At 35.4% G+C, this 13,515-nt stretch carries 16 protein-coding genes; 7 read left to right on the forward strand and 9 right to left on the reverse strand.

The window, feature by feature from the left end; translation table 11 throughout:
• Nucleotides 1–125: 125 nt before the first annotated feature.
• From A2J09_RS05730 to A2J09_RS05740, 3 genes are all read right to left on the reverse strand, one after another.
• A complete protein-coding gene (locus A2J09_RS05730) occupies nucleotides 126–998 on the reverse strand; it encodes a DMT family transporter (protein WP_012294158.1) in 873 nt (290 codons plus the stop codon).
• A gap of 203 nt (nucleotides 999–1,201) precedes the next feature.
• On the reverse strand, nucleotides 1,202–1,390 hold the full coding sequence (locus A2J09_RS05735) for a hypothetical protein (protein ID WP_031419943.1): 189 nt from the start codon (nucleotides 1,388–1,390) through the stop codon (nucleotides 1,202–1,204).
• A 184-nt stretch (nucleotides 1,391–1,574) separates the two neighbouring features.
• A complete protein-coding gene (locus A2J09_RS05740; protein WP_012294159.1) occupies nucleotides 1,575–2,534 on the reverse strand; it encodes a bile acid:sodium symporter family protein in 960 nt (319 codons plus the stop codon).
• 217 nt (nucleotides 2,535–2,751) lie between these two features.
• On the opposite strand from A2J09_RS05740, the gene A2J09_RS05745 reads away from it, so the two are divergent.
• Nucleotides 2,752–3,180: a HEAT repeat domain-containing protein gene (locus tag A2J09_RS05745; protein WP_012294160.1), complete on the forward strand. Its 429-nt coding sequence runs from the start codon at nucleotides 2,752–2,754 to the stop codon at nucleotides 3,178–3,180.
• A gap of 462 nt (nucleotides 3,181–3,642) precedes the next feature.
• On the opposite strand, the gene A2J09_RS24070 is transcribed toward A2J09_RS05745, so the two are convergent.
• The 3 genes from A2J09_RS24070 to A2J09_RS24505 all read right to left on the reverse strand — a co-directional run bounded on the left by A2J09_RS24070 (nucleotide 3,643) and on the right by A2J09_RS24505 (nucleotide 5,286).
• A complete protein-coding gene (locus A2J09_RS24070) occupies nucleotides 3,643–3,858 on the reverse strand; it encodes a hypothetical protein (RefSeq protein ID WP_031419946.1) in 216 nt (71 codons plus the stop codon).
• Between the two features lie 393 nt (nucleotides 3,859–4,251).
• The gene (locus A2J09_RS05755; RefSeq protein WP_031419947.1) at nucleotides 4,252–4,446 is read right to left on the reverse strand and encodes a hypothetical protein; all 195 of its coding nucleotides are present in this window, start codon (nucleotides 4,444–4,446) and stop codon (nucleotides 4,252–4,254) included.
• A 387-nt stretch (nucleotides 4,447–4,833) separates the two neighbouring features.
• Complete coding sequence (locus tag A2J09_RS24505; RefSeq protein ID WP_031419950.1) at nucleotides 4,834–5,286, reverse strand: CBO0543 family protein; 453 nt, start codon at nucleotides 5,284–5,286, stop codon at nucleotides 4,834–4,836.
• Nucleotides 5,287–5,436: 150 nt separating this feature from the next.
• Here A2J09_RS24505 and A2J09_RS05765 point away from each other — a divergent pair, with 150 nt between their 5' ends.
• Both A2J09_RS05765 and A2J09_RS05770 read left to right on the forward strand, forming a co-directional pair.
• Nucleotides 5,437–5,691, forward strand: a complete 255-nt coding sequence (locus A2J09_RS05765; RefSeq protein ID WP_012294162.1) for a hypothetical protein — start codon at nucleotides 5,437–5,439, stop codon at nucleotides 5,689–5,691.
• Between the two features lie 302 nt (nucleotides 5,692–5,993).
• A complete protein-coding gene (locus tag A2J09_RS05770) occupies nucleotides 5,994–7,766 on the forward strand; it encodes an oleate hydratase (RefSeq protein ID WP_012294163.1) in 1,773 nt (590 codons plus the stop codon).
• Between the two features lie 370 nt (nucleotides 7,767–8,136).
• On the opposite strand, the gene A2J09_RS05775 is transcribed toward A2J09_RS05770, so the two are convergent.
• Entirely contained in the window at nucleotides 8,137–8,598 is a 462-nt protein-coding gene (locus tag A2J09_RS05775) for a GNAT family N-acetyltransferase (RefSeq protein WP_036161441.1), read from the reverse strand.
• Nucleotides 8,599–8,676: 78 nt separating this feature from the next.
• On the opposite strand from A2J09_RS05775, the gene A2J09_RS05780 reads away from it, so the two are divergent.
• Nucleotides 8,677–9,072, forward strand: coding sequence for a pyrimidine dimer DNA glycosylase/endonuclease V (locus tag A2J09_RS05780; RefSeq protein ID WP_031419957.1), 396 nt, complete (start codon nucleotides 8,677–8,679; stop codon nucleotides 9,070–9,072).
• A gap of 20 nt (nucleotides 9,073–9,092) precedes the next feature.
• Complete coding sequence (locus tag A2J09_RS05785) at nucleotides 9,093–9,713, forward strand: HAD family hydrolase (RefSeq protein WP_036161444.1); 621 nt, start codon at nucleotides 9,093–9,095, stop codon at nucleotides 9,711–9,713.
• Between the two features lie 38 nt (nucleotides 9,714–9,751).
• Here the strand turns inward: A2J09_RS05785 and A2J09_RS05790 are convergent, their stop codons facing one another.
• On the reverse strand, nucleotides 9,752–10,222 hold the full coding sequence (locus A2J09_RS05790) for a DinB family protein (RefSeq protein ID WP_012294167.1): 471 nt from the start codon (nucleotides 10,220–10,222) through the stop codon (nucleotides 9,752–9,754).
• Between the two features lie 955 nt (nucleotides 10,223–11,177).
• Here A2J09_RS05790 and A2J09_RS22780 point away from each other — a divergent pair.
• On the forward strand, nucleotides 11,178–11,873 hold the full coding sequence (locus tag A2J09_RS22780; protein WP_012294169.1) for a hypothetical protein: 696 nt from the start codon (nucleotides 11,178–11,180) through the stop codon (nucleotides 11,871–11,873).
• Nucleotides 11,874–11,882: 9 nt separating this feature from the next.
• Nucleotides 11,883–12,080: a hypothetical protein gene (locus tag A2J09_RS05800; protein WP_012294170.1), complete on the forward strand. Its 198-nt coding sequence runs from the start codon at nucleotides 11,883–11,885 to the stop codon at nucleotides 12,078–12,080.
• An 894-nt stretch (nucleotides 12,081–12,974) separates the two neighbouring features.
• Here the strand turns inward: A2J09_RS05800 and A2J09_RS24610 are convergent.
• The gene (locus A2J09_RS24610) at nucleotides 12,975–13,139 is read right to left on the reverse strand and encodes a YjcZ family sporulation protein (RefSeq protein WP_012294171.1); all 165 of its coding nucleotides are present in this window, start codon (nucleotides 13,137–13,139) and stop codon (nucleotides 12,975–12,977) included.
• Nucleotides 13,140–13,515 lie beyond the last annotated feature (376 nt).

Here is a 13,515-nt window from a genome sequence, read left to right on the forward strand (position 1 = left end):
CTCCTTTAGGCTGTTGCAATATATGAGCCGAGCTGTATGAACATGACAACAAAATACGTGATATCCGCCAGTAGCTGGTTTAAGAAAAAAGCGCGCCTCTATACAAGATAGAAACGCACATACTGTTACTCTTCGCGAATGACCATAAATACTCCACTAAAAATAAATAGGGAGCCCAACCAAAACGAAAGACCAATCGCTTCACCTAAAAGAAGCCAGCCTAAAATTGTGCCTACAACGGGCTGAAGGAAGAAAAATAAGCCCCCACTAGAAGCATTCATTAGTTGAAGCCCTTTATTCCACAATAAAAAACCTCCAGCAGTTGAAACAATACCTAAGTATAACAAGCCGCCTGAAATTGTAGGCTGTAAAACAACGGATAAATTCAAATCTTTTAGCCTTGGAATGACAAAAGGCGTTAGTAGTATGACGGCAATCAAAGAAGAGTAGGTTGTTACAACAATTTGAGAGTAATGACTTGGAACCTTTTTTACTAGTACTGACATTAATGCCCATGTTAATGCAGCAACCAATAAGTAGAGTCCACCTAATTGTTGGGTTAAATTAATTCCGCCATGGCCTACAATAGCACCAACGCCAATTGTGGCAAGAATAATGGACAATCCTTTTTTCGGCGTTATGTTTTCCTTCAATATGATACGAGCAAAGACCACCATAAAAGCAGGTGTTGTAGCCGTAATAATCGCACCCATTTGGGCAGTGGAAAGCATAGTGCCCATTTCTTGGGTAACTATCGAAATTGTATTCCCAATGAGGCCGACAAGAATAATAAGGAGCCTATCTTTTTTGGCGATTTTCCAAGATTGCTTCATCATAATGCCAATTAAACCAAGCGCTAATACGGCAATCAAATAACGAATCCAAACAAGCTCCAACGGTGGCACGACTTCCACCACTACTTTAACAACTACATACATAGCGCCCCAAATGCTCGCCGCAAGCGATAAAAAGAGGGCACCGATAATTTTAATTCTCATGTTTTTTCCTCCGTTTTCATAGATACCTATGTCCTTAACGGAGAAAAAGCGCTTCTACCGTTAAGGAAGAAGAAGTGCTGGAACGTCCTGTTCAAACAATGGAGCATACATCATTTAGATCACACCATCCTATTCATATATTTTTATAAGTACAAGGGAAACGTCATTGATTTCAGCAAGGCGATTCAGATTGAATAGCAATACTAGTTTCGAGCTGTTCTAAACAACGATACACTACTAAAAACAAAGCCTATAAATCCACAAACGAAGAACATATAAGCTACAAGCTGGGACATAGCTTCCAAGTGATTGGTAAAGATTTTATAGGCTCCTACTAAAAATAATGCTAAGCCGCTAACTAAACAGATGAAAATCCTACTCTTAACAGTCATCACATCCCCCCTGAAAATTAGATTGGCGAATGAAGCTTGATACATGCCACTTCTTTTTTTGCTCTTTTAGGGAATAGTCAGCCTAAAAAACCTATAAAAGAGGAGGGACACCAATAAAACTAAATAGCTCCTACTCCATAAACAGAAATAACTGTAATCATGTCCTTTGTCATGAAAACACCACCTAATGTGAAACTTGATTTTCATCCATCAAAGTGGTTCTTTTTATCACCAGTTTACTAAAAATTGATGCAAGCACTTGCTGAAATAACATGCCAAACACGACAGGCATTGCTACTTTACCCGGGAAGTATGTAGTAGCAACAATGACCCCAACGGCAATATTTCTCATACCGCCAGTATAAACAAAGGTAGCCATATGTGAATAGTCTTTTAGCAAATAGCGACCTATGTAAAAGGCGAAAACATAGCCGGATACAGCAATTAAAAACACTAATAATATAACGAACAATAGGTGTAGATTAAAATCCTTCAAGTATGGAGCGATCGCACTGCTATTAATTAAAATGACAGTAAATAAACATAGCTTTGAAAAAGGTGCAAGCTTCTTTCCAATTTTCTTGGGTATTTCTCCCTTTGACCATTCATTCACCAATATACCGACAATCGTCGGCAAGACAATCATTAAAACTAAGTTAAATACAAGCGATAGAACGTCTAATTCAATTTTTTCACCCGACACAAAGAAGAGAATGAAAGGGAGAATGAATGGAGAAAGTAGCGTATCGATTAAAATTATGGATAAGCCTAATGGTAAGTTTCCTTTGCAAATATTGATCCAGATAACACTTGTAACCCCTGTTGGAATTGCAACCGCTAAAACAAAGCCGACCGTTAATAAATGGTCGTCAAAGATCACAGTGGATAAAAAATACGCCCATAACGGCATGAATAGGTGAAGAAAAATAATGGAGAAGATAATAAGTCCTGGATGCTTCATAAAGATTTTTACATCTTTAAATTTCATATGTAAGCTTCCTGAGAATGTCATGAATGCAAATAGCCAGGACACGAGAAATACTAAATTTTGTCCCCAGCCTTCAACTAATACACCTAAAATTAAACTTAATGGTGTCAAGATGGCAATGTATTTTTGGAGAAATACATTTAATTTTTCTAACATCAAAAGACCTTCTTTTTCATCTGATTTTATACCTTAATTATAATAATAACAGGAAGAATAGGGGGATAGGCAAATAAAAAAGCAGAAGGTTCGATAGCATCCGGTCTAATAGGCTTACCAGTGATTTATCGCTATTTTCACCAAGACAACGTATAATAAGTGAAGCAGAAGAAAAAGAATTTATTTTTCCTCTAGTCAAAAAAAGAGGTGCAATTACTTGAAACAGTTTGAAACAGCATTACCTGAGCAGTATGAAACATTAAAAAAACAGGCCAATTATACATCTAGCTGGCGAGAGCGTTTAGACGCAGTCGAAAAGTTATCGGCTTATCAACATGACAAAATCATAGATTTATTATTAAATCGTATGCAGCATGATACTGTCTACAAGGTGCAGGTAGCAGCCTATGAAGCACTTGTGGCGCTTGGCGAGGACGTAGAGAAACCATCACCTGCACGTTTTGATATTATCAAGGGAACAGACAAAATTTTCCTGCGGGTTAAAAAAAGCTTGCCGAAGGACCATACAGTGGCAGACTTTGCAGATAAACTAAAACGTATGCGTTTAGATGTCTTTGATGCGTATGAAGGCGACAAAGGTGTACAATTTATGAACTGGTTAGAGGAACGTTGGGCAAAACTGTAATCAATTGTATACCGATTTATGAAGGAAAGTTATTCTCTCCCAATGTAGAGAGAATGGCTTTTTCTTATCTAAAGCTGCGGTTCAACAAATAATAAAATGTATTACTTTTTTACTTTGCATCAGGGAACGACGCATACTTTACATAACGATCTTTAATTAACCGGCACTTTTTACGAAATAAGGAAAGCATCAGATGTCGTAGAGGAATGATAAAAAAATGCTGGTATGCTAACTACAGGTTTTTATTCAGATAACACACGTTGAAGAATCTCGAAAAGTCCTATCGTAGCTATGTATATATAGCTAAAAGAGCACCAACATTGACTTAGCAACATTCCTGCCTTTTAGTGTGTTTCCAAGCTTTCGTGTGGGAACGTTTATTGAATTTATAATCTATAAAGTATTTATTAATCAAGAATAGTCATTGCAGTAATACATCAGAAAATGAATACAAAACATTAGTTATCCACGATAATGATGAAAACACCAAATAACAAGAAACATACTCACTATCCCCCAAGCAGTGGAACTCCATAGCCACCAAATTACGGATTTAGCTTTGAATGAATTTTCCTCGTTTATAAAAGCAACCTTACTTTCCATCCCTTTTTTCATGGAAGTGAGAACAATAAATCCAATTATTATGAAGCCAATAGTTATCCAAAGTAATAGGTCCATTTTTACACGCCCTTTATAATTGAAAGTCACTCCAATTTATTATAGTAATTAGATTCTACAAGGAAAACAATAAACCTTGTGATCATTCAAGTGCAATTTAGTATTTAAAATACCCTGTGAAAATAATAGATAAACACATGCTGAAACTTAAAGTTCCAAAAGCTATGTTTGGAATCTTTTCTTTCAATCTGACCTGATTGTAGATGAATAGATTTTGCACATCAACAAAGGATTTTTAATCAAACTTTATTGATCAATTTGCTTGTCTCATTTGCATCATTTCATAGTTTCTTTATTGATTATTTGATATTTGTCTCCATTATAGTAAAACAGCCCCTTCAAAATGAAAGGGGCTGTTCGTGGGGGCTGAAATTACCCTCAAGTCCAAGGGATTTATCGAATTTTGACTTGTCTTTTATCAGTTTCCTTCGAAAAAGGAATCCGTACAATACCAACGATCAATAAAATATTACCTGTCCATCTTAGCCAGACATAATAGGGATGATCCTTTAACAGAAACAGTGAGGTTAGTATAATAATCATCCCAATCCCAATGAGCAATTTTATATAAATGGGTATTTTCGACATTTCCTTCCTCCTTTTAAAATAATGTACTTATCATCAATCTATAATGTTGCTAAGTACCTAAAAGACTAGAAGTGGGTAACGATAATTGCTATTGATCCAAAGATAAGGATGCCCATATTTAGCATACTAATCATTGAATAGTTTCAATATATTATAAAATTTATGTTTACTAAACCTTCCTAATAACTTATGTAAGTCATGTAAAACATATGAAGGGTCACTTTGGTTAGAAGTGACCCTAAGTAACAAATCAGGAGGTTGTTAAACTAGTTTAGCTTAACTATTACTATATATATGATGAGTTCACTTCGTATATCTAGTTGATGGCCTCTTCAGTAGAAATTAAAACTATATTGAAGAAAAATTATTTTTTTAGCAAAAAAATAGTTATCGGAGGACGCGTATTTTCAGTAAAAATCTATAATACCCATACAAACATAAATAAGGGAGCAAATAGGAGAAAAAGGTAAAATAAATATTCCATCCGTTTTGGTAGATGACCCTTTCAAAGAAAACAAATATCCCTTCTAAAAAAGTGGTGAGCAAAGTCATTAAAAATAGAACCAAAAAAGGTTTGTTCGTTTTTTTTATGAAATAGATACAGTAGCAGGATAAGACAGGGTATATGCCAACATCAAAAGGTAGTGAAGCAAAACTTTTTTGTTCGGGAAAAGGTAGCACCTCCCAAAAATCGAAATAAAAGCCGAGAGCATTCATGAGATAAGCAACGACACTAAAAAATGGAGCCACTAAAAAAAGCAATATTTTTTCTTTTTTGTATAGATGCATGAGACAAATCACCCAAGGAATGAGAAAAACTAAAAATAAATGTAAAATCATCTTTTACCCTTTCATTACTAACTAATCTAATCTTTATTAGTATTACTGCAGAACCGTAGAAACATACAGATGTTGGTGATGTGGAATATAACAATACGTCAAAAATATTTTAATTGATGTGGACAATAATGAGGACGGGAGTTGAATAAAGTGAGTGGAATTGATAAACGTAATCGATTAAGCGAGGAGCCATTTACGTATGAAATTACGAAAAACGGGAATGTCGCTATTTATTACGAGGGGAAACAAATTAAAGTGGTTAAGGAAAACGAGGCAGAGCGTCTTTTAGCAAAAATCCATGAAGCGGAACAACAGACAATAGAAGTTCAATTATTATTAGCGAAAATGACGGGCAATTTTAAAAGAGGTAATGAAAAATTAGGGAAACAAAAAAGAAAGGTTTAGCTATGGAGAATCAAAATTTATGTGATGAATGATTTTTCGGTATAATATTTATGCAATTTATACATCCAATTATTGTATTTAATTTTCCTTTTTAAGGCATTGAGCTAGGTGCGGATCGTGATTTTTTATACCTCATCATCCACTTATAAAAATACAAATGATTGTTATGTCCAATTATAGGGGACTTCTAATGGCGTACTTTCTTTTGAATTTGAATATTTTGTTAATCATTCGCTCGTTTTACCATTTCTGTGGAAATACGTGTTATTCTATATTGGAATAATAAATAGGGAGGCGTTAATATGTATTACAGCAATGGTAACTATGAAGCTTTCGCACGTCCTAAAAAACCTGAGGGGGTAGATGAAAAATCTGCTTATCTAATTGGTTCGGGTCTAGCCTCGCTGTCAGCAGCATGTTTTTTAATTCGGGATGGCCAAATGAAAGGTGAGAACATTCATATTCTTGAAGAGTTAGATATTTCAGGAGGTAGTCTGGATGGCATACTTAATCCGACGAGAGGGTTTATTATTCGCGGTGGTCGAGAAATGGAGGACCATTTTGAATGCTTATGGGATTTATTCCGTTCCATTCCTTCATTAGAGGTAGACAATGCTTCTGTTTTAGATGAATTTTATTGGTTAAACAAAGAAGACCCCAATTATTCAAAATGCCGATTAATAAAAAATAGAGGTCAAAGACTTGAAGATGATGGCAAGTTTACCTTATCGGATCAGTCATCTGAGGAAATGATTAAATTATTCTTTACGCCTGAGGAAAAGCTAGAGGATAAAAAAATCACAGATGTTTTCTCTGAAGAATTTTTTGAATCGAACTTTTGGCTATATTGGTCTACGATGTTTGCATTTGAAAAATGGCATTCAGCTATGGAAATGCGCCGTTATATTATGCGTTTCATTCACCACATTGGTGGATTACCAGACCTATCAGCATTGAAATTTACGAAATATAACCAATATGAATCATTAGTATTACCGATGATAAAATATTTAGAAAGCCATGATGTTGATTTTCAATATAATACGGTAGTAGAGAATGTTTTGGTCGATAAAGTGGGTGACAAAAAAGTAGCTCATACGTTAGTTTTAAGAAAAAATGGCGTGAAAAAGAATATTGAGCTAACAGAAAATGAATTGGTGTTTGTGACAAATGGTAGTATCACGGAGAGTACAACATACGGAGATAACTATACACCAGCCCCTATCAATAAAGATTTAGGTGGAAGCTGGTCACTGTGGAAAAACATGGCTGCCCAAGATACAGACTTTGGACGACCAGAAAAGTTCTGTGATCATCTTCCAGAAGAAAGCTGGTTTGTTTCCGCCACTCTAACGACATTAGATGATCGTGTGGCTCCCTATATTGAGAAAATTAGTAAAAGGGACCCTTATGCAGGTAAAGTAGTGACTGGAGGCATTGTCACAGCTACAGATTCTAATTGGATGCTAAGCTATACGTTAAACCGACAACCTCACTTTAAACAACAACCAAAAGACCAATTAGTCGTTTGGATTTATGGTTTACTATCAAATAAACCAGGTGATTTTATTAAAAAAAGTATTACGGAATGTACTGGTATTGAGATAGCACAAGAGTGGTTATACCATATGGGTGTACCGGTTGATGAAATTCCTGACATCGCCCAAAATTCTTGTAATACTATTCCGTGCTATATGCCTTATATCACCTCTTATTTCATGCCAAGAGCCATGGGGGATCGTCCACTAGTTGTACCAGAAGGCTCTGCTAATTTAGCCTTCATTGGTAACTTTAGTGAAACAGCAAGAGATACAGTTTTTACAACTGAATATTCAGTAAGAACTGCGATGGAGGCAGTCTATCAACTATTAAATATTGATCGTGGAGTTCCAGAAGTATTTGCATCTTCTTTTGATGTTCGCACTTTATTAGCTTCAACTGCTCGCTTATTAGATGGCAAACAATTAACAGATATTGATGCCCCATTTATCTTAAAACAAATTGGTAAATTAGGTATTCACAAAACAAAAGATACGATTATTTATGACTTATTGAAAGAAAGTAAATTAATATAGACATGGGTAATTAGCGGAATCAGCTTACTCAATAGACAAAGCCCTTAAAGGGACTTTGTCTATTTTTATGACGAACATACATCTTCATCCTAGAAAGAATGAACGGAATGTAATGAAACTATTAAATTTAGTCTATCGTAGCGAGCGGATACCGAATCAATCGAATTACGTTTCTCAGCAGATTTTATTAACGAAGAAATAATCAATGAGTAATAGGTTCTTTGAGCGAAAATATGTATGAGCCGCTGCCATAAAACGAAATAAACATCAAAAAGTCGCCCCTATATAGGCGACTTTTTGATGCTATTCATTTGAAGATTGGAGCGCAAACATTTTTATAAAATTGCTCTATAGCGAGGGAGAAACTATACTATAATTCAAAGCGCATCGTATGGTTTATATCCTTAAACCCAAGTTTTTCATATAAGGCTATAGCTCCTTTATTTCCAGACAGAACGTTCAACTCCAAGTAATTTAATTTGCGAGTATCAGCCCATTTCTTCGCTTCTAACAGTAAGGCAGACCCGATTCCTTTACTTTGGTATCGCTTTCCAACAATGACATCAATAATAAAGGCGTAAGTGTATTCGACCATGCATGTATAGCGAGGAGTCGTCATCTCCTTTATTAATAAAAATCCTAGGATTTCATGATCTTTTTCAGCGATTAAAATATCCGAATCATCCTCGATAATGGTATATCGAATAAAATTAACATCTTGTTTAGCAGGTCTGATATATTTAGGTTGTAGAATAGACATTTCTAAAAAGAGCTCTTGGTATAACACCTCGATCTGTGGAATGGCATCAAGTGTGGCAATTTTTATTTCCATCGTCATATACCTCCATTTATGTTTTACTAATATGGAATATTTTACATGATTGGATGAATAATAGAAAGGGGGGAGAGCATGAGATTATGGCATGTGGATGTAATAGGCTTCCTACCAAAAGGGCAGCTACTTTCACAATGGCGAGAATTAAACAGTATATTTGCCAAGGAAGATAAGCATATACTCATTAATTATATTTATGAATATCCTAAAGACGACTTGTTTATTTATACGGAAATGGTCATTGCTGAAATGAAGAAGCGTGGCTATCAAATTAGAGCCTATGAAAAAATGAATAAATACTTTGAGGATTTAGGGCCTGTCGAGGCAAAAACACCTTTTAAGCAACATCATAATAGGGAATATCTTGAAATTTGTTATTATAATTTAAAAGAGAAATTTATTCGCGGTCAGAAAGATTATGATGAGGACATGTATCAACAATTATGTATGTTTGTAAATAGCAATCATTGATAGGGAAGGTGGGGTTGGCCATGCTACAGGCTATTATTTTTGATGTAGATGGGACGATGTTGGATACAGAAAAAGCGATTTTACAGTCGCTGCAAAGGACATTGCGTGAGGAAACGCAAAAAGAATATGCTTGTGAGGAATTACGATTTGCCCTAGGTATTCCAGGGAAGGACACATTACAGCGTTTAAACGTTGAGGATATAGAGGCGGTTCATCAAAAGTGGTCTGCAGCTGTTCTTGATTTTTCTCATGAGGTTTCCGTCTTCCCTAATCTGGAAGCGGTCATCCAATCCTTAGCAAGTAAACCATTAGAGCTCGGCATTGTTACATCGAAAACTAGACAAGAAGTAATAGATGAATTTGATCCGTTTGGGTTAAGTGAATATTTCACCCAAATTATTAGTGCCAGTGATACGGAGCAACATAAACCCCACCCAGAGCCTCTTTTAAAATGTCTGGAATTATTGCAGATAGCCCCTGAAAATGCTATCTATATAGGGGATTCCATATATGATCTACAATGCGCAAAAGATGCAGGAGCGAAATTTGCCCTTGCCCTGTGGGGTGCCAAAACGACTGAGGGGTATGAAGAGGCGGATTATGTGTTACAGGAACCGTCGGATATCCTGACCCTTATATAGAAAGAAGGTGTATCCATTATGTGATACACCTTCGACTATTAATCCCAAATTTTCGGTATCGTCACTTTCGCTGTTCGCAAATAATCCAGTAATTGCCCCGTATGAACGGACTCATGATAGGCAATCCTCAGCAACATATCGCCTAAATTTCTTATGTATCCTACATCTGAGCGGTCAATTTGAATACTTGTTAAATCCTCATCTGTGAATGATTGAACTGTTTCGATAAATTCAAGTCTATAGGGCGCTGCCGTTAATAATTCTGCTTCAACAGTGGAGTATGCTTGGTCTTCAAAGGGTGAGTCATAATCAGTTAGACTACCTTTATTTTTAATTGCTAGATGGTAATAATGCTCACTTTCAAGAACATGTCTTACCATTTCGATGCAAGACATAGCCTCATTGTCGGGCTTCCAAAGTAATTTTTCTTGGGGGATCGACGTCCAAAGTTTTATACTACGTCTACGTACTTCTTCAAAATTTAATACTAGTACATCAATTGAATTCATATTCTTCCTCCATTCGCTAGTATAATAAAATTATACACGAATGTACGTTCTTATGGGGAGCTATTTCTATCAGCTTAGCGTATGATTCTTTAATTGTTTATATAAAAAATCATAAATTTGGCTTGTGCTTTTTTCTTCACTATTTGTATAACACGTCTATTATGTTAAAGATACTTTCTGACGTGGTGATTCGCAAAAAATAATTCTTGGTACCGATCATCTTGGTACATTTCCTCAAACCAATCATTCTGTAGTAGTCTTTCCAAATTGCGATCGAATTTTCTTGTATGTAAAGTCGTAGAACCATTCAATGCATTGGCTAAAATTGCTAACAAATTGGGTGTTCAGGAGATACAATCCTTTTTGACACTTGCTGCGGTACGAGAGAAGTGCAACGGTATCTCCCAATTTTGGTTGGGTTCTTTATCGCAGTACATTCTTCGTCAGTTTCGATTATATGCGAAACTGGATGGGGTGACGATTTTTACTTTACTGTTGAAAAAGGTTACCAACGTGCAGTTGTGAAAATTAACTTAGATGCACGATTTATTGAAGATAGGTTAACTTACCGTGAAATATTAGAAATTAAAGACAAAAACTTTATATCAGCATATAAAGAATTTTTTTATAAATGAAATTTTATTAGTCGTGTAGGGTAGTTATCAATAACTTATAAAAAGTAAAAGAGGCATGCAAAAATCATTTATTAAGTGAATTTTAGATTTTTTACTTCGCGAAGTTAAATATGCCTTCCTAAATCAAAAAATGTTGGACCGATTGTATCCTGGTCTACCATTTTTTCTTTTTGTCCCAACATCTTTAAGGATTGAGAGTAGCAACAGATAATTCTTTTTAAGATTAAATGTAAAAAATTTCATTTTATAGAAGGGATATTCCAATTTAGTGTTGAATTAATAAAGTGTGTAATAAAATACCAAAAATAGGAGGTTTTATTATGTCAAAGGCGAAAAAAATAATTTTGCCAGTATTAATGATCTTTACTATTTTTTGTTTAGGTTTTTCTCCAGCTCAAGATATGTCTGTGCAAGCTAAGGATTCTCCGAGTGTTGTTGTAGTTTCTGGCAAACTTGCTAAGGAACTGGTAAATTCGACGCTCCGAGCAGTCAAGGAGGGTGAAGTTGAGAATGTAGCTCCTGTGTCTGCTTTTGATTTGGAAGGTTCGAGTGTGTACACTGTTGGGGGTGGAGTTACGGTTGTTACAGTTCCTTTGCATGGGGATTATAGCCTTCCTAGTAATATAACAGTATTCTTCGATGAGGATAATACTGTATTACAAACAAATGAAATGTTGGTTACCAAGAATGATTTAGGAAACTTCCGAGTTGAGACGTATTTGGATGGATCACTTAGTAATTCTGTGGATACTGAGCTTGCATATATTACAGATGAAGAGATGCTTGCAGAGGAGCCAGTTATGGAAGCGATGGGTGTAGGAGCAGTGGCGAGTTGTCTTGGTGCAGTACTTGGTATTGGTGCTACGGCGGCATATATTATTGCAGTTGCGTGTGGTGGTTCGTGTGCAACACCGACACCAGTGACTGCTGCGATATGTGCTGCATGTATTGGTGCATATGCAGTTATTGGTGCCGGTGGTATTGCCGGAGCGGTAGCTTGTTTCAATTACCTGTGAGGTGAATAGATGCATAAGGTTTTGGCAATTTCGATTTTGGGAATGGGTATAACTGGGGCCGTTTTAATCATCTCGGTCGCATTGTTATTCAAATCTCCAATTGGAAATGTGGTACTGATGGTTACAGCTGCTTCAACAATAGCATTCATTATATTCGCTGTTGCAGCTTTAGTATTTCGTCGGCGATTAGATGCAAATAGAGAGTAATATATTTATTAAATTAATAACGAGAATAAAAGGGGTTGGGAAAAAACAATCTCTACTTAAAAAGCCTGTGAATTTTTACGAACAGTAAAAATTCACAGGCTTTAAATTTATATCTGAAGAGATTTAGTTTTATATATCGAAGAAGGAAATAAAGAACAAAAGCAATGAAAATCAATAATAAATTAAACACTAATCACAAGATAATATTAGGAGTGCATGTATTCGTTCAAAAACAAAAAACCTACTATATTTACAACTGATTATGTTCATTTTTTTTAGTTATGGCAAGACAATATTATTATGCTTACTTTCAATGTTAATAATGATTAACCAAATGAATGAAGTAGACCGTTCTTATCTCTCGTATTCAATGACCGAAAAATGGGAAGGGCACACCCCTCGGAAGTGCCCCACAGTAACAAATCAGGAGATGCCTTGTTAAACGACTTTCGCTTAACATTACTATTTATATGATTGGATAACTTGGTTTTGTAGACCCTTGTACCGACCCTTAAAAAAATCTATTTATAATTATAGGCTATATGAAGAGATAAACCAGGTACCCATTATTTATGAGTACCTGGTTTATTGTATGAATGAGGATGAAATTGTCTATGTAAAAAATGGATGCCTATAAAAATGCTGCTGACACCGATGATTCTTAATAATACGTTTTGGAGAAATTGCCTATCGTCTACTGTGATAACGATAAACATAAGGCCCATTGTTAATAATGCAGAGCCAAAGATCCCTTTTATTACTCTCATAAAGATGTTCGGTTGATAATGTTGCAGAAATAATCGCTCCTTTCTGAAAAGTAAAAGGATCACTAGGCTGGTTTAAGTGACCCTTTCATTATATTGAAGGGATATTTCTAGGTGCTAAAGGGATGTATTAGTATCCACCACTCATAAAACTAGCGCCAACGATAATTAAAAGAATGAAAAGAACAACGATTAATACAAATGATGAACCGTTATAGCTGCCGCCATTGTCGCCGCCATAATAACAACCGCCACTGTTCATATTACCTACATTTCCGCCGTATCCGTATCCCATTGAAGATCCCTCCTTTCTACAACCTATAATATGTAGGAGGGGAGGATAGAGAAATGTTATTTACCCTATACTAGCTTATTTATTTTCAAGAATAGCATAAATAGAGGGAAATAAAAGAGGCTATTCTTTCAGCAAGTATGGTCGTCTCCCCCTAAAGGTACGTTCCTTCCGATAAAGAATCTGTCTATTGGGTTCTTTTTTTATAAAGAAACCGTCTAAATGTGTCTTAGTGTTCAAAATTCGAAAGAAAATATTCCTAAATATAACATTTTATGTTGATATTTTTACATAATATGTTATTTTTATAGAGGTAATATAGTACTAAAAATTAAATATATTACCAAAAAACCTGAATAGGACTATAGGAGGATATAAC

It is taken from the genome of Lysinibacillus sphaericus, assembly GCF_001629735.1.
GTDB classification, from domain to species: Bacteria; Bacillota; Bacilli; order Bacillales_A; family Planococcaceae; genus Lysinibacillus; species Lysinibacillus pinottii.